Source organism: Bradyrhizobium sp. USDA 4486 (genome assembly GCF_054057995.1).
In genome coordinates this window covers 4,967,496-4,992,858 of the sequence record NZ_JBSRZV010000001.1, presented here as the reverse complement: position 1 = coordinate 4,992,858, position 25,363 = coordinate 4,967,496, and the positions used below count along the sequence as shown (strand labels likewise).

Here is a 25,363-nt window from a genome sequence, read left to right as displayed (position 1 = left end):
GAAATCGCAGTCCGTGTGTCGCATCGAACGGGATCCGGGGGGCGCTCGTTGAAGCTCACTGCTAGCCGCGAATCTGACCAACTTCTCAAAGCACCGACATCAGCGAAAACTACAGCAGCGAGATTGCTGGATTTTCGCGTTCTGCGCCAGGAAGCGGTGAAAAAGTGCACAAGCGCGCCACTTTGTGGGTAAGATGCGCGGACTATACTTGCTCAATCATCTGCAGACTCAATTGGAATTGCAAAGCCGACCTTGACACGGTCCACAATAACCATCGTTTTAAAACCCTTGATGTTTGGATTTTCATAGAAGAAGCGGCGGGTGAACTGCTCATAATCGTCCATGGTGCGCGCTGTGACGTACAAAACAAAATCAGCATCGCCGGTAACGTAAAATCCGTTTACGACCTCAGCTGACGATTTGATGGCCTTCTTGAATCTGTCGATTATGTCCGTGCGCTCCCGCTCGAGGCTCACTAGCACAAGCATCTGAAGAGGCCTTCCTACAGCTTTTGGCGAGACGATCGAAACGTCGGCTTCAATGATGCCTTCTGAACGAAGCCGCTTAAGGCGTCGTTGACACGCAGTGGCAGAAAGTCCCGCCATCTCGCCGATCACCTCGGATGTCAAACGGTTGTTTTTTTGCACGATCTCGAGGATGCGGGCGTCTGTTCGATCATATTGCATAACTTCTCCAACCTTCGGGTGAATCGCCGCGCGAACTGCCTGTACGATGCAGGAAATATTCTGAACGACAGGAGATACGACGCAAATATGTGCGTTACATCAGTATCCTGATTGCATAGGCATTTCAACAAAAGGGGGCGCACCGGATTTAATAGATGGTCTTTCAAACTATTCAGCAGCCGGTGCCCACGCCGCCTGAACGAGTAGCGCTGCGCGGACGAAGTGTTGTGGTGGCTGTCGTGCTTGTTGGAGAGAGTGAAGACTCGGTCGAAAGGAGAGGAGCGTTCGGCGGGCGAGATGCCAATCTTCTCCGCGGTGATCAGCGTAACTTCAGTGATCGGCGAAGAGTCGGTTGCTGGGCGCGTAGCCCTGGCTACGTGGGGCGACACCGGCCGGTCCACGCGGCCGAACTTACGTAAATGCAGGCGTGCAGGTGACCGTCGCCTGAAATCCATTTGATTTCATCTATCTAGGTAGATGAAAGCGGTTAGTCTCAACGTGTGGTCTCGTTGAGAGAAAATAGTCTGCTTTGCGAACCTCGCAGCTTGAACAGAGAGTGGTGCACAATGGCAATCAATATCAAACAAATCAGCGAAAAAGACAAAAGCAGCGTCTTGCATCCCTTCACGCATCTCAAGGAATTTGCGACCGGTAAGCTTGGCGAGCCGACGATCATCGAAACTGGTAAGGGTATCCGTATTCAGGACGCCAATGGCAATCAGCTCATCGACGGCTTTGCCGGCATGTACTGCGTCAATGTAGGTTATGGGCGAACCGAAGTAGCTGAAGCCATCTCGCGTCAGGCTTACCGCCTCGCGTATTACCATTGCTACGCAGCGCACACCACCGACGAGCTCGCGATCCTCTCCGATCGTCTCGTCAAGATGGCTCCAGGCAAGATGAGTAAGGTGTTCTACGGCATGTCCGGATCGGATGCCAATGAGACGCAGGCCAAGCTCGTCTGGTACTACAACAATCTTCGAGGTAAGCCCAACAAGAAGAAGATCATCGCGCGAGAGCGTGGCTATCACGGTTGTAGCGTGCTTTCCGGTTCGATGACCGGTATGAGCTTCTACCATGACTATATGGATCTCCCGCTGCCGCAGATCGTGCGCACCGGCGCTCCGCATTACTATTGGGGCTGCAATGCTGAGGAGACCGAGCGCGAGTTCTCGGCCCGGCGCGCCGGTGAGCTCGACCAACTCATCGAACGTCTTGGTCCGGACAATGTGGGCGCTTTTATCGCCGAGCCGGTGCTTGGTACGGGAGGTATTACTCCGCCCCCGGTGGGCTACTGGGAGGCGATCCAGGCCGTGCTCAAGAAACACGACATTCTTTTGATCGCCGACGAGGTGATTACCGGCTTCGGCCGCACTGGCTCGATGTTTGGCTCGGAACACTACGGAATCGAGCCGGATCTGATAACGATCGCGAAGGGGCTGACCTCGGGCTACTTCCCGCTCTCGGCCGCGATCGTTGGTGACAAAGTCTACAAAGTGTTGGAAGGCGGTGCTGACAAAGTTGGCGCATTTTCGCACGGCTACACCTATTCGGGTCACCCCATCGGTGCTGCAACCGCAAACGCCGTTCTTGACATCGTGGAGCGAGAGAACCTTCCTGCCAATGCGCGGGAAGTTGGCGCCTATTTCCAAGCCCAGCTCAAGGAGAAGTTCGCGCAGTTGCCCATCGTTGGTGAAGTGCGCGGGGTCGGGCTGATGGGAGCCATCGAGTTCGTTGCCGATCGCGATAAGAAGAGGCGGTTTGATGCGTCTCTCAAGGTTGGTGCTCGCGTTTCCAAGGCGGCCCGCGATCGGGGGCTTATTGCCCGCCCCATGCCTCATGGTGACATCCTTGGCTTTGCACCGCCGCTCGTCACCACCAAGGCGGAAGTTGATGACATTGTGTCGATTGCTGAAAGTGCTGTGCGCTCAGTGATGGATGAGCTCGTGCGAGGCGGTGAGAAAATCTAGGAGAGGCCGCATACCTCGGCCACGCTTTTCTTGGGTCGTGCACTGAAAGCCGATATGCGACCAGCATCCGCGTATCGGGCGCATGCACGCCCGAGTTCATGGGCCGCTCGGTCATTACAATCGGCTACCGAGCGTAACTTGAGCATCAAACCGGTAACGACACAAACCTTGAACGGCAGAGCGGCAACGACGTATGTCCGATAGCATAGACTACAAACTCTTTATCAACGGTGCGTGGCGCTTAGGCAGTAACGGCGCTGATCTGCCCGTTCTCAATCCTTCCAACGGGCATGAGTTCGGGCGTGTTGCTGTTGCCTCAGCGACGGATCTCGACGATGCGTTGACGTCCGCACACGCGGGTCTGCTGCAGTGGTCGAGTGCGCCGGCCGAAGAACGGGGGGCGCTTCTCATTCGCGCAGCCCGGATCCTAAAGGGAAGAATCGATGTTGCGGCAGCAGCACTTTCGACCGAACAAGGCAAGACCTTGGCCGAAGCGAAGGGGGAATATGCCCGCGCAGTCGAAATGCTCGAATGGAATGGTACGCACGCTGCGAAAACGTCAGCTCCATATTCGATAGACGAGAAAAGGATCATCGTACCAGAACCGATTGGTGTGGTTGCCGCATTTACGCCCTGGAACTACCCGGCAGTCCTTAACGCCCGAAAGCTTGGCGCGTCTATCGCGGCCGGCTGCTCGGTCATCCTGAAAGCGGCAGAGGAGACTCCAAGCGCCGGTGTCTATATGGTCGAAGCCTTACAGGAGGCGGGGATTCCGCCGGGTGTTGTGAGTCTGGTCTTCGGAAATCCACCTATGATCTCTGAACACCTTCTTGCTTCGCCTTCTGTTCGAGGCGTGTCGTTCACCGGCTCTACCCCCGTCGGCAAACAACTCGCGAAAATTGCCGCAGGAAATCTGCAGCGATGCGTTCTGGAGCTTGGCGGCCATTCGCCGGTCGTGGTTTTTGAAGACGCGGATCTTTCGAAGGCCGCTTGGTCGATATCGGAATACAAGTTTGAGTGCGCAGGCCAAAGCTGCAACGCGCCTAGTCGTATTCTAGTAGCGAGATCGATTTACAAGGAGTTTCTGGCGAGGCTTGTGCGCGCGGCAGAAAAGATCAGAGTTGGCGCTCCGGACGATCCTGAGACGGACATGGGGCCCATGGCAAATGCGAGACGCATTGAAGCCATGGAACGCCTGACGAAGGATGCTGTCGATCGCGGAGCGAAGATTGAAACCGGTGGTGCACGCATTGGTCGAGCGGGGTTTTATTGGGCTCCCACCATTCTAAGCAACGTGCACCCTGCGTCAAAGGTGCTTCGTGAAGAACCGTTTGGACCGATTCTTACTGTTGCCGCGTTTGACACAATTGAAGAAGCGATTGCAGAGGCGAATGATACCGAATATGGCCTTGCTTCGTATTTCTTCACCGAATCTCCGGAAATCCAGAAGCAAATGATCCGCAGACTTGTAGCTGGGGCTGTAAGCATAAACCACCTCAAGGGGGTGTCTGCCGATGCACCAAATGCCGGAGTCAAACAGAGCGGCTATGGGTACGAAGGTGGTGTGGAAGGCGTGAGGGCCTTCCAGAACCTGAAGCTCGTCAACGGTGTTAAAGCTGCTTCTCTCGCATGAAGGGACAAAATCCAGACGACACACGACCCAGCCGTGGACTTGGCCCTAGAGCAGCAATCAAAGTGTTCTTCAGGCAAGAGTGGCTCGCACGACTAAGATGTTTATCGGATTCGTCCATGCGCGGAAGCCAAGGCTGCTCGTAAATTCTACGGCCGATGTGGGATGGCTTGTGGAATGCCGTGGGCGACCATGAGGCCTGGGCTCTTCGGGATATGGCAGAACGCTTAGATTTGAGTGCGCAATGAAAAACTCTCTTACGATAAAAGACGTGATTCTGGCTCCCGGGAACGGAAGCTTCTTCTATGACGATCAAGCTGCAATACGCGCCGGCGTTTCTCAGGATGGGTTTCGCTATCTGGGCGCACCTCTGACGCAGGGTTTCACGACCATCCGTATGCCCTCGCGTTCGCTCAGCATCGGCCTCGTCATGTCGGACGATATGATCGTGTGGGGCGACATGATGAACGTACAATACTCAGGGGCAGGCGGTCGCGACCCAGTTTTTCAGGTCGACAAGATCGAAGCGCTCACGAGATCAGTGGTGATTCCGCGGCTCTTCGCTTGCGACGCCTCCAATTTCGTTGGTGCCTGTGATCGTGTTCTCGCATTCCATGAGAACAAGCGTCTGCCGCTCGCCATTGAATATGGAGCGAGCCAAGCGCTGCTTCGCGCCGCTGCGCATATTGCACGGACAACACTGGCGGAAGTGATCTGCTCCGAATATGACCTGCCATTGCCGGAGAAGCCGGTCCCGATTTACGCTCAGAGCGGGGATGCCAGAGAAATAAACGTAGATAAAATGATCCTCAAGTCGGTGGATGTGCTTCCGCACGGCTTGATCAATTCACGTGAGAAGTTCGGCCCTTCCGGCGAAAAGTTCCGCGATTTCGTTAAATGGGTCGTTCAGCGCACAAGGGAAATCGGCCAGCCGGGGTATCATCCTGTTCTGCATTTCGACGTGTACGGTTGGATCGGGCTCGAGATTGGTATGCAGGCGCAGAAGATTGCGGATTTCATCGCGCGCGTTGCCGATGACGTGCGGGGATACCGAATTAATATCGAATGCCCTGCGGACTATGGATCAACAGAAGCTCAGCTTGAGGAGTACGCCAAGATCGTGGCGCTCCTCGACAGGCTGGGCAGTGAAGCCCGGGTGGTTGTCGACGAGCAATGCAACACGCTTGACGACATCCGGCGCTTCGCCGAAGCAAAAGCAGCTCACCTAATTCAGATCAAGATGCCTGACGTGGGCTCGATCGCTGACTCTGCCAGTGCCGTGTTGGTCTGCAAGAAGAATGGCGTTGGGGCTTATGTTGGTGGGAGCTGCACGGAAACGGATTTGTCAGCAAGAGCCGCTGTCAATATTGCGGTGGGGACGCAGGCTGACATGATGCTCGCAAGGCCCGGGATGGGCGTTGACGAGGGCATTTCGATCGTCGGAAACGAACAGAGCAGACTGCTCTCCATTCTTGCCTACCGCCGGTCGCAGAGCTCCCGTCCGAATGTTGGGGGTACGTCCGTATGAGGAAGGCACTCGAAGGCATCACCGTCGTTGCCGTCGAGCAGGCTGTAGCGGCGCCTTATGCGTCTTCCCGCCTCGCCGACGCTGGTGCGCGTGTCATTAAAGTCGAACGTCCGGAGGGCGACTTTGCGCGAAATTACGACAAGCTCGTTCAGGGCGAAAGTGCATATTTTGTTTGGTTGAATCGCGGAAAAGAAAGCATTTGCCTCGACCTCACGGTCGAGCAAGACCGTTCGGTTCTCGAGGCTATGGTTGCTCAGGCTGATGTCTTCATTCAAAATCTGAAGCCCGGCAGCATCACAAAACTCGGATTCGGATCGGCGGATCTTCGGAAGCGCCATCCTCGTTTGATAACCTGTGACATCTCCGGATTCGGTGACGGCGGTGCTTTGTCGCATTTGAAAGCGTATGACTTGATCGTGCAAGCCGAGACCGGGCTCTGTGCGATTACCGGAACAGCACAGGGCCCGGCGCGCGTCGGGGTCTCTGTATGTGACATTTCAGCTGGCATGACCGCGCTCAACGCCATCTTGCAGGCGCTGCTTCTGAGAGAGCGAACCGGGGAACGGACGGCTATTCAGGTATCGCTGTTTGACGCCATCGCAGACTGGATGAATGTTCCAGTTCTTCAGTTTGATTACGGCGGCTATCATACTGCGCGTGCAGGTGTGATGCACCCATCTCTCGCGCCCTATGGGGCGTACCGCTGTGCGGATGGCAAGGAGGTGATCTTCTCCGTTCAAAACGACCGCGAATGGGTCAACTTCTGCACCAAACTTCTAAAGCGACCGGAACTGATCCGCCACCCCGATTTCCTTGACAACATGCACCGAATCCGCGCCAGGGCCAGTTTGGATGAAATAATAGTATATTGGTTTGCGCAAATCTCGAGCGAAGAAGCGATGAGTGAGCTGGAAGCCGCCGGACTTGCGTACGGACGGCTCAACCAGATTGAGGACGTGTCCAAGCATCCGCACCTGCGACGGCTGCCGGTGTCCACGCCGGCAGGCGACATTCACGTGATAGCGCCGGGCGCGATTTTTGACGGAGAAACAGCTCCGGTACTGCGACCTGTTCCCGCTCGGGGAGCCCATTCTAGGATGTTGCGCGAGGAGTTTGGGCACTCGCCGTAGGGGTGACGGTCTTCTGATTAGTCATCTGTCCGCGCAAGGAGCGAATGTGTCATCGATCGCACCGCCCGCAGTGCGCGCTCCAGCGGCGTCAGCAGCACCTGCGAAGCTACTTGAACGGATCGCAATGGCAAACGACGTCGATGTTGCCCATCGAATAGAGAGTCGTCCGTTAAGAAGGCGAATTGGGCGGGGCGGGACGGCCGAGTGTGCGCCATAGCTGTAGCAGGATGAGGCACAAGAGTTCTCTGAGCCAGGCGAGCATGCGGCGGAAGTTGTGGCCGACGGCTGAGAGGATGAGGTTAGCCGCATCGCCGGCGCAGCCTTTGAGGTAGCAGCGGCCGAGGTGACCATCGGCCTTCAGGTGTCCGATGATGGGTTCGATGGCGGAGCGGCGGCGCAGCTCGCGCTTGATGGCACCGAAGACGTCGCGCTTCTGGCCAGAGATGAAGATCCGTCGGGGATTTTGTGCGTCGTGGCCGCGGCCTTCGTGATCGATGCGACCCGCCGCTCGAGAAAGCGTCAGTCCTCGGTCAGGTCCTGAATGAGCCGAACTACTCGAGGCGACAGGTTATCCGAGAGCATCGAGAGAATCTGTGGAAGTGCCAATCGGAGTGCTGCCGCTCCCTGCCGAACTGCCAGCCCTCGCTCAAGCAAAAAACCTCGGATTTGATTGATGACCGCGGTTCTCTGCGTCACCAATCGACTGCGAACTCTGTGCCGCGCCTGCAAGTCAAGTTGCTCGGCCGATTCAAGGGGACGAAGGCGCATGGTCGGGCGTTGCGCCGCCTCTGCATGGCTTCGGCATCACGGAAGTCATTTTTTTTGGCCCTTGAGGTATGGCTTCACATACTGTGCTGGCAAGAGCCGTACTTGATGGCCTAATTTCTCGAGCTTGCGACCCAGGTGGTGTGCTCCTGCACAGGCTTCCATTCCGATCAGGCAGGTCGGAAAATCAGCCAGCCACTGCTCGAGCTGATTTCTCGATCGCTTCTTGCGTAGGATGATTGCACCCGTGGCATCGAACCCCACCACATGGAATGTGTTCTTGCCTAGATCGATACCGATCGTGACAATGTTCGTATGGGACATGGTTTGCGCTCCTTCTCTTGCGGGGGCTCTACCTTGCCGTTGAGAGCGGGCGTGGTCCATGCCATTAACTCGTAAGGCGCGGCTGCTTTGCCCTTGCCGAGGCACTCCACCACCGGGGCGTGGAAGGAATAAAGCTTGAAGCCGCGCTGGCGCTGCTGCTGCGAGCGGATCTGCGAGGCCCGGCTGAGCGGGAGGGCGAACGTGTTCTCCAGCACAGCCTAACCTTCGATCTTGCGGCGGATATCGCGGATGATCCGGCCCAGTCGGCTGCGCAGGATGCGCACACTGCCGCTGATGCCGCTTGAATTGCTTGGCATGGGCGTAGCGTCCCGCCATCATTGTCGCGGTTGTGGCAATGCGCAGATAGGACTGCCGCAGCTTGACCCCGTGCTTCCTCGCCAGACGGTTGAGCCCTTTGATCGCCGCGTGCAAGAGCTTGGGCATTGGTCGAGAAGGTGATCGCCTTCGGCTGCACGGTGGTATCGACTGTGACCCGCTTGAGGTCCTGGCTGCGTAACGCGCCGGCCTCGTGTGCCACCCGCAAGCTCTCGGCCAGCAACAGCTCCAGCTTGTCGCCGAGCCGCTTGCGCCAGTGGCTCAGGTCCGAGCGCTCGTGCGGGAATGCGTGCTGGAAGAACTCTTTGCCGGTGAAGTACTGGAAATATGGGTCGTGGACCCAGCGCTCGCACACGCCCTCATCGGACAGCCCGTAAATGTGCTTGAGCAGCAGCAGCCCGATCATGAAGCGGGTCGCGATCCCGGGCCGACCATTCTCGCTATAGAGCGGCGCGATCTCGCCGTCGATCCAGTCCCAATCGACCTTGCCGGCGAGCTGAACCAGCTCGTGCTTCATATTGATGATTTGGTCCAGCCTGGCCCGGAACAGATCGCCCGATCCCGTCGTCCTGTGCTTCTTCGGTCGCATCGCCACCTCCGATGCGATAACGGAATCATGGTTGGCGATTCGACGGAATCCTGAAAATGAAATTGCAAGGTTCCGACGCCCAAAGCATCAAACCCCTGCAAACGCAAAACAGTTCACAACGACAAATGCGATTCTAGCTCAATCGCTTAGCCACTCTTCACGGACGACTAGGGACGCTCATCGAGTCTATCCGTCAGACCAACCCGAAGCGTATTCAACCGGTCGTCGCAACACTTTGTGTATCGCTCCCTCGCAGCAATTCGTCGAGAGTTGTGTTTTCCAGCCCAGAGTTTTCCGGGGCCTGGCGTTGAGTGCAGGAGCCACGGCCTCAAGGTCATCCGCATTGTGCATGCTGAGGTCGGAGCCCTTTGGAAAGTACTGGCGCAGAAACCTATTCGGATGTCCCTAGTCAAGCACACAGCGCACGATTCCCGCCACGTTGATTCGTCCTTGAGAGCTGACCGAAAAAAGTGAGCGGTTTTGGCTGGCCTGTGATTCCTTTGGATTTGCAAAGATTCGAGGGAGGACACCTCGCCGTGGACCAAACAGCCTAGCTGATTCCGATGAAAATCTCCAAGCCCGAATAGCGGCCGGCAAAGCGCTCGGCTGCGTCGACGCTGGCGCCACATTCATTGGTCTAGTGCAACCGTTTCAACGGATCTGCTAGAGGCTTTGCTCTCCGTGACTGCGCTTTGGTCCAGATCGTCGTCGCAGTGTTGAAGCATTCCCAAAGGAGCGCGGTCCGCGATGTGTCCCGCCGCCGGCGGAGTCGACGCTCCGCGTGGCCAGTCTCGGATCAGTTGGTTCGGGAATCGCTCGCCACGACAAAAGCGCGAAATGACGATAATCGCCTTCAAACGTGAGCCTGATTGCGGCCGTGGCCCGGCTTGTGCCGGATCGCCTTCCTGAACGGTTGCATCGCCTTGACTTCGCTTTCATTGCCATTCCCCTCGCTCAGGTAACGACCAAGCTAGAGCACAATGCTTTTTTTCGGCAACGTAGCCTGACGTTTTGAAATAGTAGTTGACGCACTCTCGCGCACAAAGGAGATCGAAGAGTTCTCCGACGTTGCGCCAGGTTGCCTCGACATCGCGCGGGTCTGCGGCTTGTATCAGATATTTGAGTTTAGCGAAAGCGATCGGATTGAGGCGGTACGGTAGGCCAGCAGGAAGAGCAGATGCGATCTGCTGGAGCAGATGGCATTGCGCGGACTTGCCTTGTGATTGTCGAGAATAACGACCTCGCCTTTTGCCAGAGTTGGCGTCAACACCTTCTCGACATAGAGGTGAAGAGTTCACTATTGAGGACGACCCAAAGTGCGCTGATCTGGTCGTGCCGAAGCGCTGCGATGAAAGTCATTGCGGCGCGACAATCAGGATGAGAGCGTCTCACCTTGATCACCGCCGCCCAGTTGACCTTCCCCAACTTTTATCCAGCCTTGCGTTCGCTCCGGCTGGTGGATTTGCCCGATTGGGCGGCGGTGCGGCGGGAGCTGGTGCGGAGCCATCGGCGTAGCGCAGCGCCAGATCCCGATGCGGATTGCAGCTGAAGGCGAACTCCGATGGCACCTTCCATCCGAGCTGCGAGTGCCGTCGCGCATCATTGTAGTCGGCCCACCATCGTCCGAGTACGACCCGGGCTGAGCCTGTGAGGTAAACAGCGTCTCGTTTAGGAATTCGTCCCGCACCAGCCATTGAAGCTCTCGATGAGGGCATTCTGCGTTGGCTAGCCTGGCGCGATGTAGTGCCAGGCGGCGGGGCTCTGATCGGCCGATGTCAAGATGGCGGTTGCTGGCGGGTTCAATGCCGTTGTCACTCACCACCATTATAGGCTGCCGCGCTTGGTCATCAGCCGGTCCCGCGCCACCCGGGTGGCAGTTAGCGAGGTATCGGCATCTCAGCATGCAGCTCTCGACGTGAGTAGCAGGCGCTCGCGAACATGCGCGACGCAAAATCTACAACGCCAGATGAACGGATTTGTGCACGAAGCGTACATTCTTCTAGAATTTCGGTACCCAACGTACGCTTGTGACGCGATTAGAACACGCTAGCCGGAAGCGGCAGCGCATTCGTTCGTTTCGTACAAAGTTTTCACGCCGATATTGAACGCAATCTGTCAACGTACGTTTGCGAGCGGCGGAATGGTCCGCACCGCGACGCCGCTGGCGAAATCTAGCAGAAGGCGTTCGAGGAAGGCCCTTCAGGTCGAGAATGATTGTGGGGCGAAGATGGCTGGTCTTTGGGGGCGGCCACTCTTGGTTAAACGTTTGGAGGTCTCATATGAAGATGGCGACGCGCCTTTTTCTGGGTTCGGGCAGCGGGTTTGATCGCAGTGAGCGGGGCGCAAGCGGCCGATCTCCCTGTTAAGGCAAAAGCGATCGAGTACGTGAAAGTCTGCTCTCTTTATGGCGCTGGGTTCTACTACATCCCAGGCACTGACACGTGCATCAAATTGGGCGGCTATCTGCGCGCCGAAACGACATTTAATACGACCGGCCATTTTACTGCGCCCGATACTGGTTTGGCGGGCGCCCACAACCGGCTGACCGACTATTACAGCGCTCGGGCGCGCATGGACCTGACTGTCGATACGCGTACCGCGACCGAGTACGGCGTCGTCCGCACGTTCGCGGAGGTGGCTTGGACCAATACCGGCGGGACATATAGCGGTGCAGGTACTGGTGGAACGACCTATACGACATCGGTAGGTGCCCAAATCGCAGCCGGCTCTCCGGGTCTCTACTACGCTTTCCTGCAGTTCGCAGGCTTTACGTTCGGCAGGGCGACATCTCAGTTCAGTACCCCCTGGGGCGAGTATTCGGCGGGCGGCTTCGAGTCGCCCGGTGCCGCTGGTTGGGACCCTGTGCTCCAGGCCGCCTATACATTTGATTTCGGGCAAGGTGTCTCGGCCTCTATCTCGGCTGAGGATCCAGTAGCCCATAACCAACTCGCTATCTGGAACGTGAGCGCAGCGACCGCTGCAGGATTGGCTACCGGTGCGTACGGAGCCAACGACTTCGGCGGCTCGCGAGCACCGGATCTCATCGGATCAGTGACTGTTGACCAGGCTTGGGGTTACTTCAAAGCCTCGGCCGCTGCGCACAACAACCACGCAGCCTATTACGGCGCCACGGAGATTACCGGTGCTCCGAGCGATAAGTGGGGCTGGGCTGGTCAACTCGCGTTGTCAATCAAGAACATCCCAACTGGCCCCGGCGATACGATCAACATGTCGGCCGTGTATACGTATGGGGCCAGCCGTTACAACTTTCACGACTATATGAACGCGCCCAGCTTCGCGATGTACGGAGGCACGGGACTTGCGGGTGCTTACCAAAGCATCGGCCTCGCCGGTGTATCTGACTCGGTCTTTGTGACTGGCTCCGGCCAACAGTTGACGACGACCTTTGGCTTCAACGGCGGCTACACCCACAACTGGGATCCGCATTGGGCCACGAGTATCTTCGGTGCATGGTCTGCTGTGCGCTATAACGGTAGCGCCAAGGGCTATATCTGTGGCGCGTTCGTAGCGAGCCTCGCGCTCTCGACTGGTCTTGGAGGCTGCAACCCCAACTTCAATTACTCGGCTGTTGGCACACGCACGGCGTGGACTCCGGTCAAAAACCTGACTTTCTTGGCCGAACTCGCATACACCATGGTGGACCAGAAGTATGCAAGCGGAAGCACGGTCACGCTTCCCGCCCAGGCAGCAATCGCGAAGCCGGGTGCTACGTATGAGCTCAAGGACCAGAATGCCCTCACGCTCCTGATTCGCGCTCAGCGCAATTTCTAATTCTCGATCAACCAGCAGAAGGAGAAAGAAGCGGTTCTTTTCATCTGATTGTAACCTCCAAGAAGGCCCCCGGCATGCCCGCCGGGGGCCTTTTTCAAACTTAGACCTGGAGTGAGATGTTAACCTCGCGATTTCGTAGTAGGACGCGCCCGGATCTACATAGTCCATCCCGTGTTCCACCGCATTGTAGAACGGCACTGCGGTCTTGCGCGCTGTGGCGGTCACTGCCTTGGCCTTTGCTGATGCGCGTTGAGAGCCGTTTCTAGAAGGCGCCTAGCGCTGTATCGGTTCGTCCCGCGGTTGCCGCAGCAAGCCGCAGCTGCGTCGCGGCTCGATTCCCCGAGCGGCGTGTGGCCCCGAGAGCACTTTCGCCACCGGAGATCTTGTTGCTCGGCGCCAAGCAGAGCCAGGACATAACGTGTTTTGCGCTGGGCGAAGCGGAGAGGTCGTCGCCGCACTCAACTATGAGCTTAGGGAGCGGCCGGCGAGGCCGATATCCGGGTGTCAAACGCCATTCGGAAATTACACCTCATAATATTGCCTCAGATGACAATGTTACCGAAGCGCTCCCAGCTGTTGAACGAATTGGACCCCGCGGGTCCGAGCAAACCGCTCGCGAAGCGCCCTCCAGAGCGCCACAGCGAGCGAGCGCTTGCGGTGATTCGGCGAAGCAACACGTGGGATTTAGACAGCGAGGGAAGCTTGGACCGATAGTATGGTTTCTGTGCTGCTGATGAGCTGTCGAGCGGCCTTTGATCGCCAATTCTTAACCAACCGCTGCGCCGTACGTCGCTGATGGCCACTGAACTGACCCGGCGCGTGCGCTGCCAGCCGGGAGAGAAGATCAACGGCGGACAAGTGCGGAGCCGCGGCGAGCCATTCCTCGATCATGGGCATGTATGGGTCGAGCATCGATGGCCGACGTGGCACATGTTTGCGCCGCACATCGCGGCGCCGATGAATGCCGCGCTGCTCACCCTGCTTCCAACCATCGCCGAGCTCTCGGGCAAGGGCGGCCAAGTCGCTTTGCACCGGCGCAACGATCATCGCTGGCTTTCCAGCCCGCTGATCAACGCACTTGCCCAGCTCATTTTGAGCGTCCCTCATCTGTGCCAGCAATACCACCGGATCAAGCGTGCGGTAAATCTCACGCAGCCGACGTTTGAATGCCTCGTTGAGATGCGGGTGGACCAATGCTCTTTCGTACGGAGTGGCGGGAGGAAGATAACGCTTGATCACCTTGGCACCTTCGCGGTGCTTCTCCTTCAGCCTAAACGAGGGCTGGAAGAAATTGATGTGCAGCCGTGCCGCGGCAAACTGGCGAGCTAACGAGCGAGCGGCATCAATGCCTTCAAAGCGCACGTAACCCACCAGGCGTCGAACGATAGCTCCGTTCTACTGTTCAACGAACGCTTGATCGTTCTTCTTATAGGCCCTGGAACGAGTGACTTCGACATCGTGAGAACGGCACCACGACACGACCGTGTCGTTCATGAAGGCGCTGTACAAACGGGCCAGGGAAAAAGGTTCTGGGCGCGCTCGAGGGCCTCAACCACGAGCGCTGCTTCACGCACTACGAGCGGAAAGCATGCGGTCCACCCGTTGCGACATCCACCATTGTTAGCGTCTGCATGGAAGGCGCCGGATACGGATATGCCGCCCTGCGCAACCAGATCCGCTTCGCAGTACCCCGGCGGAGGTGATCCCCAGTCATTGAATGCACGCACCGGGACTTGCCGCCGTACGGCACTGGAAAAGCCCGCCCGCCGTTGGCGTCCACCGGCTGCTGCGATCCTTACGTCGCTCAGCAGGCGACGCCCGGCGGGCCGAGCAGCAGCACGTTCTCTTGGCTATCCAACGTGATGCGGCCAGATCCCGGATCTGCCCTGGATCGATTGCATGTTCCAGCCGATCGTGATCAGTGATTCCAGGCCATCGTGATCACCATTCCAGAGCATCGTGATCACCATTTCTAGCCGTCGTGATCGCTTTTTCCAGCGATCGCGATCAAGGGCAACCAGGAGGCGCGCACGGCGTTTGCAACCTGGTAGCTTGGTCTTTTGCCTAACCGCAGAGGATCGAGATGACGACGAAGAGACTGTCTATGCGTGATGACGACGCTCGAGAACCCCTATATCCGCCATCACGGCTCGGCCTAGCGACGAGCGTCCGCAGCCCGATTGGGCGCTCGTGCATCGCGAGCTGCGGCGCCCGAACGTCACGCTGATGCTGTTGTGGGAGGAGTGTCGCGACGCAAGCTCCGACAGCTTCAGCTATTCTTGGTTTGCGAACGCTACAAGGAATGGTCCGGCCGCCTCAAGCCCCTGCGTCAGGTTCATGTCGCCGGCGAGAAGTTAATCGTCGGCTATTCCGGCCACACGGTGGAGATGGTTGACGGGCTCACCAGCGAGCTGCGCAGCATGCAAATCTTCGTCGCCATGCTCGGCGCCTCGAACTACACCTATGCCGAAGCCAGCTTCAGCCAAAGTCCGCCGGACTGGATCGCCTCGCACGTTCGGGCATTCTCCTATTTCGGTGGCGTGGCCCGGCAGACGGTGAGCGACAATCTGAAGGCCGGCATCACCCGGGGCTGCTTTCAGGAACCGATGGTCAACCGGATCTATGCCGATCTCGCCCGCCATTACCGCACCGCCATCGTTCCGGCGCGGCCGTATCGGCCAAGGGACAAAGCCAAGGTCGAAGTCGGGTCCAAATCGTCTGTCGATGGCCTCTGGCGCGCTTGCGCAACCGTCGCTTCTTCTCGCTTGCCGCCCTCAATGAGGCGATCCTCGCCCTTCTTGTCGAGCTGAACGATCGACCGCAGCGGGGACGAAGTCGCCGCGAGCTGTTCGAAGAGCTCGATCGGCCGGCTGGCCTCCTTGCCGGATGAGCCGTACGAGTATGCCGAGTGGAAGCGCTGCCGGGGCAGCCTTGATTATCATGTCGAGATCGCTAAACATTACTACAGCGTCCCTCACAGCCTCGTGGATCAGGAAGTCGAGGCGCGGATACAAAGACCGTTGAGATCTTCCTCCGCAGCATTCGGGTAGCGTCGCATCTGCGCAGCACCTGCCGCATCGCCCTACGGCGATTCCCGAACATATGCCGACGCCCACGTCGCCGCTATCGCGCTGGACCCATGAGCGGATTCGTTCCGAAGTATGGGTCGCCCCAAGATCATTCGACCGCTCCCATTCGCAGAATTTCTTCTTCCCCGGCCGTTTTTTTGCAGGCTTTCGGCGGCAGCAAACCTTACACCACGTACCTGGTAGGATCATTGGGAAGAGATTGCTGGAGGAGCTGTGGCATTGTTTCGCTGATTCAACCATTCCGGAAAAATAACCGCTGCTTGATGCATCGCTGCGGTGCATCGTCAGTTAGTTTTGAGAGAGGCGACGATGAAACTAGGCGACGCGGTCGCGGAGATCCTCAAGCGCGAAGGTGTCGAAATTCTTTGCGGCTACCCGGTCAACCATTTGATCGAATATGCGGCTAAAGCCGACATCCGTCCCGTGATCGTTCGCCAGGAACGTGTCGGGGTGCACATGGCGGATGCGATCTCGCGTGTCACCTCGGGCCAGACCATCGGCGCGTTCTGTATGCAGCATGGTCCGGGCGCCGAGAACGCAATGGGGGGCGTGGCGCAATGTTTTGGTGAATCGGTTCCCGTCCTAGTGTTGCCGATGGGCTATGAGCGCCGCCTCAGCCATATTGAGCCGAACTTCAATTCCAGTGAGGCGATGAAGCCGTTCTGCAAATCTTCTGAGCCGGTCATCATGGCCTCCGAGATCTGCAACGTCTTCCGTCGCGCCTTCGCCAAACTGAGGAATGGTCGCGGCGGACCGGTGATCGTCGAAATTCCGGAGGACATGTGGAACGAGGAGGTGCCTGAGCCCTTGAACTACACGCCGGTGCTGCGCACTCGATACGGTGCGGATCCAGCTCATATCAAGGAAGCTGCCGCGCTCCTGATTGGCGCAAAGCGGCCTGTTATCTATGCCGGACAGGGTGTGCACTATGCGCGTGCATGGCCGCAGCTGAAACGGCTCGCCGAACGGCTCGCCATTCCGGTTACAACGAGTCTCGGAGGCAAATCCGCCTTCCCCGAGACGCATCCGCTCTCGCTCGGTTCAGGTGGTATAGGTGTGCCGCGGGCGGTCCCGAAATTCCTCGGCGAGGCAGACGTAATCTTCGGCATCGGCTGCTCATTCACGGAAACGTTCTTTGGTATCGCCATGCCCAAAGGCAAAGCGATCATCCATTCGACGCTCGACCCCAACCATATCAACAAGGATGTCGAGGTCCAGATCGGCTTGGTTGGTGATGCGGGGCTCGTACTCGATGCGCTGCTCGAGGAAATCGGCAGGACTGTCATCGTGGATCGCGATGCAAGAGGCGTCGCGGCCGAGATCGCCACCTGCCACGAGCAGTGGATTGCGAAATGGATACCAAAGCTAACCAGCAACGATGCGCCACTCAGTCCCTACCGTGTCCTTTGGGACCTGCTGCACACGGTCGACATTAAAAACACCATCATCACCCATGATGCCGGCAGTCCACGCGACCAGCTCACGCCGTTCTGGAAGGCAGTCGAGCCACTGTCCTATCTTGGATGGGGTAAGACCACGCAACTCGGCTATGGGCTTGGGCTTGCAATGGGCGCGAAGCTGGCGCAACCTGACAAGCTCTGCATCAATGTCTGGGGCGATTCCGCAATCGGCTTTACCGGAATGGACTTTGAGACCGCCGTGCGCGAGCGGATTCCGATTCTTTCGATTTTGCTCAACAACTTCTGTATGGCCCTCGAGCTCAAGGTGATGCCGATCTCGACGACAAAATATCGCTCGACGGACATCTCCGGCGATTATGCAGCGATGGCGCGCGCTTTTGGTGGCTATGGCGAACGCGTCAAAACGCCCGAAGAGATCGTGCCCGCAATCAAGCGAGGCATCGAAAAGACGCAAGCCGGCGTTCCGGCGCTGCTCGAATTCATCACCTGCAAAGAGACCGACGTCTCACGCGTGGGGACGTAATGCGGATGGCGTTACTCCGGCTGGGCCGTTCGGCACAGGCCCGGAATCTGGAGCCTTCGCGACATGAGGACCATTTCGATGAATTTGGGGCACGTGACGACAATGCACGGTACGCTGCGGAGTGACGAAGAAATGGCGTTCCGTTTGGATACGCTCTTGGGCGAACAGCGCATTATGCGGTTGAGTTGCGGTAAGGCGAATCCATGGCATGACTTTCAGTGGCGTGCGAACGCGTATCTCGAAGGGTCCCTCAAGCTCGACGAGTGCGTCACGACGTCAATTGCGCTTGCCGTCGTCAACCCAGGCCTCGCGCGACTCGCCGCCGGCGAAGATATCCGCGTCATGATCGAGCCTTGACGATGGTGCATCCGCCACTCGCGCCGGGCTGGATCGACGCGCCGCATTATGTCGCCTCGCTTGGGCGTATGCCGCTCGAATCAGGCGATGCCATTGACGATTTGCGAGTCTCGTATGTTGTGCACGGTTCCCTTCATCGCGCGAAGCCGGTAATCTTCGGTCTCTGCGCCATCGGTAGCACGCATCATCGGCTGGACTTTCTAATCGGCGCAGGGCGCGCGCTCGATCCGTCGCATCACACCATCGTCATGATCGATGCGCTTGGCAACGGCCTCTCAACCTCTCCGTCGAATTCGCGGACGCAGCCGCGCGAGCGCTTCCCGCGCTTTACGATCCGAGACATGATCATGAGTCAGCGCATGCTCGCTTGGCATCTGCGAATCGATTCGGTGTATGCGATTGTCGGCGCCTCGATGGGTGGCATGCAGGCGCTGCAATGGGGCGTTTCGTACCCAGAATTCGCCAGTCGCCTCGTCGCGCTCGTACCGATGGCGAAGACGGCGCCGTGGTCGCAAGCTATTAACCATGCGGGACGTCTCGCGCTCGCGAATGCGCGCGATCTGCCGACGGCCGAAGAGCGCTGGGAAGCTTGGGTCACGGTGATGTACGTGTTCGCGCAGCGCTCCCCGTCGCAACTCGCTGCCGATGTCGCAAGCGAAGATCCGACGAGCGATACCTTAGCGTGGCTTGCCAAGTGCACGCGCTCGATGGCCGCGCAGTGTTGCGATCCGCTCGATTGGATCTATCAGTCATATGCCTACGACTCGCACGATCTCGGCACATCGCCAGGCTTTGGTGGCGACACGCAAAAGGCGCTCACTTCGATTCGCGCGCTTACGCTCGTAGCCGTGCCATTACTCGATCTTTATAACCCCGTTGAAGCGGGCCTCTGGGCAGCGCAGCATATCCGCCGCGTCGAGCTGCTGCGCCTGCCCTTCGCCAGCGGGCATTTGGTTGCCTCTGAGGCGCAGCCACAGAGCGCTGAGATGCTGAACGACGCAATCGGCCGCTTTCTACGCGATAACGAGCCCCGGCACTAGGCTAAGGCGAGACAACCAAAGTATGAAGGGCCTAAGAGCCGTTCCTGGCGAGAAAACCGTTCATGGGCTCAGGCCGAGTTAGCGGACGGGAGCAGGCGTCGCTCGCGATATCTAGAGCGCAGCGGGCGACCGAGGGCGGGGGCGGATTGGCCCATTCTTTGAAGGGCGACCAGCATCGCTCAGGTGGCATGGCATAGCGCCTGCCACCTGCTTTCTATTCCCCCGTGGTCCGCTCCAGGCACGCTCATGGTGACCAACGGTCGCAACTGATGTTTCCTGCTGAGTTCCGATTTCGTCGGAGTCAAGTCGCGCGAGTTCGAGGGCAGTCGCCGCCGGAAGGACGACTGTTGACGGCTGGAGTTTCTTGTAAAACTCGCCCCGGAGGGACAAGTCGCTTTTTTGACGGTTCTCTCGAGTCAGGGAGAGCGGCAGCCCGAGATCTTCGTCGTCCTCGGCTTCCCCCCTACCGCGAGCGGACCTGAAATGCCCGGTTCACAACCAAGGGAAACGCCTGTCGACTAAGTTGTCGGTCTTGCGTCAGAAGGCTAGGCGCTTCATGCATGGGCCAGTGGCCGCGCAATACGAGCGGTTCGCCGCCGTGCTCCGCGGGTGCTAAGGCCACATGGCGAGCCGCAAAACTATCCAGCGCTCAACAGGTCCGACCTGCCTGCGTCGGAAGCTAAATTAGCTGCGCCGTCTAAGACGGCGTAGCAGAAAAGACGGCGCGTTGGCCGGAGTTCGAGACCCCCGACGTTCGCCTGCCAATTCCACGCACCGCTCTCACAGATCGCCGCCGGCGCGAATATGACGCTGATTCCTCTCGGGAAGAGCCGGTACAGGAAAGCCGCCTGCCCGGATCTGTGAGGCGAAGCGAATGGCTGAGCTACTCGACCGTGACGCTGGCAGCCTCGTAGGTCCAATTCTCAAATCGAAGTGCGCTCTCCCAGGCATATGAAAGAGATCGCGCTGCAAAGCAGACGCTGGCGCGTCCTTTCAATGGAATCCGTCCACGAACGCATTCGAACGCCGGAATTGATCGTCAGCGCGCGGACTTTTGCATTAATTCAGAGTGAATTCTCGTCATAATCTTGAACTGGTATGCAAAGCATCTGACGAGCGTCGCTGAGCAGCGCGCCTCGCGAGAATGCGCGCTCCCGCAAGACGATGGAGAGAGACTTGGACGACACGCTTTATGGAACACGTGACAAACGGGGAAACTGGACGCCGAATAGGCAGCTGAAGCGTGCTCCAGTCTTCGTCTGGCCGGTCCAGCCGAAGCATTTCCTGCGCTGGCTATTCGGGTATCTGTGGCCCTCGAATACGATCTACTTCGCGCTCTCGCTGGTCGCGTGGCTCTATTTGACACCTCCGCTAGAAGCGATGCGGGAGTTCGGCGCCGGCTGGATATCGCTGATCCTCATTCGCAATGCAGTGCTGGTGCTCCTGGTTTATGGCGGCTTCCACTTTCTCCTTTACATCCGGCGGCATCAGCAGGTTGTCTTTAAGTACAATCCGAAATGGCCAGATACGGACAATTCGACATTCCTATTCGGAAGCCAGACCGCTGAGAATGTGTTCTGGACGATGTGTAGTGGTGTGCCAGTGTTGACGGCGTACGAGGTATTCACTTGGTGGATGTTCGCGAACGGTTACATTCCCCATGTCGACTTGGCGACGCGACCGGTTTACTTCATCGCATTGATGTTACTCGTACCGGCGTGGCGTGAGCTGCACTTCTATTTGATCCATCGCTTGGTCCATGTCGGGCCGCTCTATGACTACGTCCACAAGGTGCACCATAACAACGTTAATCCGGGGCCATGGTCTGGCCTCTCTATGCACACGGTCGAACACATCCTCTTTTTCTCCGGAGTGCTGATCTACTTCCTCGTGCCGTCGCATCCTCTGCACGCAATGTATCATCTGATTCACTCGGCGGTGGGGCCGGCAAGGGGGCATCTCGGTTTCGACGGGATTGTGACGGGCGACGACAAGTATATGCTTAATGACAACTTCTATCATTACCTGCACCACAAGTACTTTGAAGTTAACTATGGTGAACGGCTGTTCCCGTTCGACGAGTTGTTCGGCACAGCGCATGATGGTTCGCCGGAAGCTGACGAGGCGATGCACGAGCGGATGAAGGCTAAGAAGAAGTTTGCGCGTAGCGTATCACGTTGATGGTTGATGGTTGGATATATGCTCCAAATTCTGCGCGCGTGCCTGCGTGCGGGCAGCTAGGTATCTGATGGGGAAGTGCCAGAATCGACGGCGGATGTCCTTCGCGGTCGGGCGGCGGGAGTTAAGAGGAAGTCACATTGCCTGCCCAAGAAGAGTGGGTGGCGGCCTGCGCCACAGATGCATTGGAGCCAGAAGAGATGCTCCGATTTGACCACCGTGGTCTCACGTTTGTAATTGTTCGCTCGCCGCATGGCGACTATTTCGCGATCGATGGCCACTGCTCCCACGAGAAAGTGCATCTCGCGGGAGGGATTGTCGACGGTCATATCATTGAATGCCCCAAACATTTCGGAGCCTTCGACTACCGCACTGGCGAGGCCCGCGCACTGCCCGCATGCATCGATTTGCGCAGCTATGAAGTCAAGGTCGAAGGCGGCACTGTGTTCATCAAGATCTAAGTAGGAGCAGCGCCGGGAGATACCATTTGTCGCGCAGCAGCCTCCGTGTAATGCGCTCGCTCTGGGCGACGGAGTAATGCCACACGAGTCTGGCATTCCAATCATTTCGACACGCACTGCAACAGGCAGTACTCCCTTTCACTCTCAATATCATGGACCAAATTCATGAATCTCACACGCTGGCGGTCCTTATGGTGCCCGACCTCTGACACGGACGCGGCCCTGGTGGGCCGGTGCTCCACCAGCCCCAGGCGCGTTTTGCGGCCGCACGGGATCCCTCGAGCAGATACAGCTCGAGGTCATGTTGGGCCCAGCCCGGATTCGGGCCGTGGCCCCATGGCATCAAAGATGGGAGGCCAACTACATCACCGACAACAAGAAGGAAGTTCTGTTGATTAACTCCCTACAACGCGACTTCGTCGAGCGTGAGGCCTCGATGCGCATTTCTCTCTCGAAGATGGTTCGGTAGCTTGAGCAACGAACCCGCTATTGTGGTCGTCGGCGCAGGCGAGGCCGGTACGGCTGCCGCGATCGCCGTGCGCAAGGGCGGCTGGCGGGGCAGGGTCGTCCTGATCGGCAACGAAAATATGCTGCCATATGAGAGGCCGCCACTATCCAAGGCGATCCTGATCGAGGAGGTGGACCCCGGACCCAAGCTGCTCGTCACGCCTGAACGCCTACTGGAGTTGTCAATTGATTATCTCGGTGGACGCAACGTTGAGTCGATAGATCGCCGGACGCACACAGTCATGCTCTCGGGTGAGATGCAATTGACCTACGAACGACTGTTGCTAGCCACCGGCGCCCGCCCCCGAAGATTGACCGTTCCGACCGCTGCAGGAGTCCGAATCGCGACGCTGCGCACCTATACCGACGCGTTGGCCATCCGTCGAATCATTCGGCGAGGGTGCCAGGTGGTCGTCGTCGGTGGCGGCTTCATCGGGCTAGAGGTTGCCGCGAGCGCCTCGTTGAGAGGCGCGTCGGTGGCCGTGGTCGAGGCCGGCCCGCGGCTGCTTACGCGGGCAGTTCCGGAGCCACTGGCCGAATTGATCAAGGCTAAGCACGAGCGCGCCGGTGTGCGCATCGATCTCGGCGCCACTGTCGAGCGAATCGATGCGAGCGAAGGACGCTCAATCGTCGTGCTCACGAACGGCCGCACGCATCTCGCCGATCTGGTGCTCGTTGGGATCGGCGTCGTGCCGAACGTCGAACTTGCGGGGGCGGCGGGATTGGTCGTCGACAACGGTATCGTGCTGGACGAGACGCTGGCTACTTCGGATCCCCACATTTTTGCAGCAGGCGACTGCTGTTCGTTCCCACATCGGCTCTATGGTGAGCGGATCAGGTTGGAGGCTTGGCGCAACGCGCAGCAACAAGGCGCAGCGGCAGGAGCCAATATATTGGGCGCAAAACGCCCGTACGAGGACGTGCCGTGGTTTTGGTCCGATCAATACGACGAGACGCTCCAAATAGCGGGGCTGTATCATGCAGAGGACGTCCTAGTATCTAAAAGTCTAGGCGAGAAGGGGCAGCTCTTCTTCTACCTGGCCGCCGACGGTCGCCTAGTCGCCGCATGCGGGTTTGGCCGACTGAGCGCAATCGCCAAGGAAATACGCTTCGCCGAGATGATGATCAGCAGGCGGCTTGCTCCCAACGCTGGGGCGCTCACCGACCCCGCAGTGAGTATCAAATCTCTACTGGCCTAGGATCAAGTTTTGCCCGTACGTCGCTACGACAAGCGGATTGACTTTCAGCCACCGCCAGCCCGCTCGGGGCAGCGGCCTCCCCACCGGAGGCCTGCTGATAACCTGCCCTAAATACGCAGGGACCGCATCCAAGCGCTCGCCACAAACACCCGTCCTCGTCGACCTCGAAAGCGCATCGTACTCACGGGCGGCAGCTACAAGATTGACTCCCGCACGCGGGGCCAACGCAGCAGGACGGCAATCCGCGGCGCGGCAGCTGGCATCCGCTGCGCGGTTCCGCCACTCAGTACAAGCTGCAGCCGCGGCTTAGTCAGGTAGAGGCCGGTCAGCAGGTGCTGGCCGATCCAAGGCTCAGAACGGAACTAACCGGCAGCGCGCATTCTCTGCGGGTATAGGGCTGCCCAAACTATCCAGGCCCGCCGGCGTCGTCGGGGCAGCAACGTTGGGTCGAGATGACCCAAGCTCGAAACGGGACACTAAGTAGCCCACCGGCGGAAGGACGCTCTCTGGTGGAGCCGCGAACGATCTCCCGATGCCCGGGAGGAGGGCGGGTATGCAAATACATAGTGAGTTCAAATATCGTCGAGGTTTGGCGTTCGATTGCAGGATTTAATCGTCGACAACGTTGCTATTGCACGAATCGGGATCCGCGCATGGATAAAGTTAGAATCACTAGTTCGTGATCTTAAAGTGTTTGATCAAAGTCGGAACTCCCCGAGCAGGAGACAGACCGTATGACCGACCACGTACCCGCCGTCCTGGAGGTGCCCGATAGCTCCGGATCCGCAGCTCTCAAGCACGCATCCGGCGCACATCACATGCTTCACCGGCCGGGTACGCCACGCTCCAGCATGAGCCGGTTTGTCAAAAACACGATTCTCACGAATCTCTCACTTCAAGCGCTCGCGGCTATTGGCGAATTCCTTGAGCCAATCGTGCTGAGAGAGCGCATGGTACTACAAGAGCCCAAAAGGCACCTTGATCATGTCTATTTTGCAGAGTCCGGACTTATCTCACTGAGGATTGTCGCGGCGGGAAGCATTCTCGAGACAGCAGTGATAGGACATCGAGGTGCCGTCGGAGCTTCGATGTTAGTGGGCGGGCATCTCGCGACGCATCAGTCTGTTGTTCTCTTGCCCGGGACTGCACACCGGATCAGCGTCGCAGATTTGAGACGCGTATTCTGCGAGCATTCTGAAATCCGGGAGCATCTTCTTCGCTACGTCCAAGCGCTAGGCTTACATTGCGCTCAGACAGGATTATGCGGCGTACGACATGATCGCGAGAAGCGGCTCGCGTGCTGGCTGTGCTTGGCGAGTGATGCTCTTGATGCTGATGTGCTACCGGTTACACATGATTACCTCTCTTCTGTGCTAGGGTTGCGCCGTGCTGGGGTAACAGAATCGCTAATCCGATTCGAGGAGCAAGGACTGATCCGCAAAACGCGAGGTGTGTTGCGGATTGAGGAGCGCTCGCGCCTCAAGCAAAAGGCATGTAGTTGCTACCGACTTATTTCAAGCGCTTATGCCTCAATGGAACCCGTCATTTCAGCCATCGATCCAGAGACGCGCGTCTCGTGACTTGGTCTAACTGGGGCGGACCGCCGGTACTCCGGCGTTCAAAGGAATAAGCCTGTACAGCGGCAGACCGCCGACTGGGCTCATCGCTCAATTGTCGAGATATTTTCCAGTATCAATTGGCAGGCGCATGGGACGGCCCGCAACTCCTCGTCCTGTTCGAGGAGGATCGCGGCGACGGGGCGGACCATGGTGTATTCATTGTCGAAGATGACGACTTGTTCCGCTGCTGATCGTACCCATACGACGAAGGCCGCCTGA

15 protein-coding genes and 7 pseudogenes are annotated in these 25,363 nt (G+C 58.2%); 15 read left to right on the top strand and 7 right to left on the bottom strand.

The features are described 5' to 3' along the window. Positions 1-212: 212 nt before the first annotated feature. Positions 213-686: an Lrp/AsnC family transcriptional regulator gene (locus tag ACVWY3_RS23875; RefSeq protein ID WP_456840653.1), complete on the bottom strand. Its 474-nt coding sequence runs from the start codon at positions 684-686 to the stop codon at positions 213-215. Positions 687-1,252: 566 nt separating this feature from the next. Here ACVWY3_RS23875 and ACVWY3_RS23870 point away from each other — a divergent pair. The 4 genes from ACVWY3_RS23870 to ACVWY3_RS23855 all read left to right on the top strand — a co-directional run bounded on the left by ACVWY3_RS23870 (position 1,253) and on the right by ACVWY3_RS23855 (position 6,944). Then, positions 1,253-2,656, top strand: coding sequence for an aminotransferase (locus tag ACVWY3_RS23870; RefSeq protein ID WP_456840652.1), 1,404 nt, complete (start codon positions 1,253-1,255; stop codon positions 2,654-2,656). 193 nt (positions 2,657-2,849) lie between these two features. Continuing rightward, positions 2,850-4,289 carry an NAD-dependent succinate-semialdehyde dehydrogenase gene (locus tag ACVWY3_RS23865; protein WP_456840651.1) on the top strand — a complete coding sequence of 480 codons (1,440 nt, stop codon included), beginning with the start codon at positions 2,850-2,852 and terminating at the stop codon, positions 4,287-4,289. Between the two features lie 241 nt (positions 4,290-4,530). Next, the gene (locus ACVWY3_RS23860) at positions 4,531-5,814 is read left to right on the top strand and encodes a methylaspartate ammonia-lyase (RefSeq protein ID WP_456840650.1); all 1,284 of its coding nucleotides are present in this window, start codon (positions 4,531-4,533) and stop codon (positions 5,812-5,814) included. Beyond that, positions 5,811-6,944, top strand: a complete 1,134-nt coding sequence (locus tag ACVWY3_RS23855; RefSeq protein ID WP_456840649.1) for a CaiB/BaiF CoA transferase family protein — start codon at positions 5,811-5,813, stop codon at positions 6,942-6,944. Before ACVWY3_RS23860 ends, ACVWY3_RS23855 begins: the two co-directional genes overlap by 4 nt. Positions 6,945-7,113: 169 nt before the next feature. Here the strand turns inward: ACVWY3_RS23855 and ACVWY3_RS23850 are convergent. The 5 pseudogenes from ACVWY3_RS23850 to ACVWY3_RS23830 form a co-directional block, all read right to left on the bottom strand. Beyond that, positions 7,114-7,440, bottom strand: a pseudogene (locus tag ACVWY3_RS23850) (IS5/IS1182 family transposase); the annotation flags it as partial. Positions 7,441-7,466: 26 nt separating this feature from the next. After that, positions 7,467-8,033, bottom strand: a pseudogene (locus ACVWY3_RS23845) (IS110 family RNA-guided transposase); the annotation flags it as partial. Between the two features lie 23 nt (positions 8,034-8,056). Beyond that, positions 8,057-8,958: pseudogene (locus ACVWY3_RS23840) on the bottom strand (IS5 family transposase); the annotation flags it as partial. A gap of 214 nt (positions 8,959-9,172) precedes the next feature. Continuing rightward, positions 9,173-9,354: pseudogene (locus ACVWY3_RS23835) on the bottom strand (IS30 family transposase); the annotation flags it as partial. A gap of 1,001 nt (positions 9,355-10,355) precedes the next feature. Further along, positions 10,356-10,848, bottom strand: a pseudogene (locus ACVWY3_RS23830) (integrase core domain-containing protein); the annotation flags it as partial. A gap of 389 nt (positions 10,849-11,237) precedes the next feature. On the opposite strand from ACVWY3_RS23830, the pseudogene ACVWY3_RS23825 reads away from it, so the two are divergent. Beyond that, positions 11,238-12,750: pseudogene (locus tag ACVWY3_RS23825) on the top strand (porin). A 132-nt stretch (positions 12,751-12,882) separates the two neighbouring features. On the opposite strand, the pseudogene ACVWY3_RS23820 reads toward ACVWY3_RS23825, so the two are convergent. After that, a pseudogene (locus ACVWY3_RS23820) lies at positions 12,883-13,222 on the bottom strand (transposase); the annotation flags it as partial. 323 nt (positions 13,223-13,545) lie between these two features. On the opposite strand from ACVWY3_RS23820, the gene ACVWY3_RS23815 reads away from it, so the two are divergent. The 10 genes from ACVWY3_RS23815 (at position 13,546) to ACVWY3_RS23770 (ending at position 25,105) form a co-directional block, all read left to right on the top strand. Continuing rightward, the gene (locus ACVWY3_RS23815; protein ID WP_456840648.1) at positions 13,546-14,079 is read left to right on the top strand and encodes a hypothetical protein; all 534 of its coding nucleotides are present in this window, start codon (positions 13,546-13,548) and stop codon (positions 14,077-14,079) included. A 950-nt stretch (positions 14,080-15,029) separates the two neighbouring features. Next, positions 15,030-15,560 (top strand): hypothetical protein, encoded by a 531-nt coding sequence (locus ACVWY3_RS23810; RefSeq protein WP_456840647.1) that lies wholly within the window; start codon positions 15,030-15,032, stop codon positions 15,558-15,560. Between the two features lie 69 nt (positions 15,561-15,629). Then, positions 15,630-15,800: a Mu transposase domain-containing protein gene (locus tag ACVWY3_RS23805; RefSeq protein ID WP_456840646.1), complete on the top strand. Its 171-nt coding sequence runs from the start codon at positions 15,630-15,632 to the stop codon at positions 15,798-15,800. A 348-nt stretch (positions 15,801-16,148) separates the two neighbouring features. Then, positions 16,149-17,783, top strand: coding sequence for a thiamine pyrophosphate-requiring protein (locus tag ACVWY3_RS23800; RefSeq protein ID WP_456840645.1), 1,635 nt, complete (start codon positions 16,149-16,151; stop codon positions 17,781-17,783). Positions 17,784-17,846: 63 nt separating this feature from the next. After that, positions 17,847-18,140, top strand: a complete 294-nt coding sequence (locus tag ACVWY3_RS23795) for a hypothetical protein (RefSeq protein WP_456840644.1) — start codon at positions 17,847-17,849, stop codon at positions 18,138-18,140. Positions 18,141-18,142: 2 nt separating this feature from the next. Continuing rightward, positions 18,143-19,180 (top strand): alpha/beta fold hydrolase, encoded by a 1,038-nt coding sequence (locus ACVWY3_RS23790; RefSeq protein ID WP_456843441.1) that lies wholly within the window; start codon positions 18,143-18,145, stop codon positions 19,178-19,180. A gap of 1,176 nt (positions 19,181-20,356) precedes the next feature. After that, positions 20,357-21,361, top strand: a complete 1,005-nt coding sequence (locus ACVWY3_RS23785; RefSeq protein ID WP_456840643.1) for a sterol desaturase family protein — start codon at positions 20,357-20,359, stop codon at positions 21,359-21,361. 137 nt (positions 21,362-21,498) lie between these two features. Beyond that, positions 21,499-21,819 carry a Rieske 2Fe-2S domain-containing protein gene (locus ACVWY3_RS23780; protein ID WP_456840642.1) on the top strand — a complete coding sequence of 107 codons (321 nt, stop codon included), beginning with the start codon at positions 21,499-21,501 and terminating at the stop codon, positions 21,817-21,819. Positions 21,820-22,289: 470 nt separating this feature from the next. Then, positions 22,290-23,525: an NAD(P)/FAD-dependent oxidoreductase gene (locus ACVWY3_RS23775; protein ID WP_456840641.1), complete on the top strand. Its 1,236-nt coding sequence runs from the start codon at positions 22,290-22,292 to the stop codon at positions 23,523-23,525. A 734-nt stretch (positions 23,526-24,259) separates the two neighbouring features. Beyond that, positions 24,260-25,105, top strand: coding sequence for a Crp/Fnr family transcriptional regulator (locus tag ACVWY3_RS23770; protein WP_456840640.1), 846 nt, complete (start codon positions 24,260-24,262; stop codon positions 25,103-25,105). The last annotated feature ends 258 nt before the right edge of the window (positions 25,106-25,363 follow it).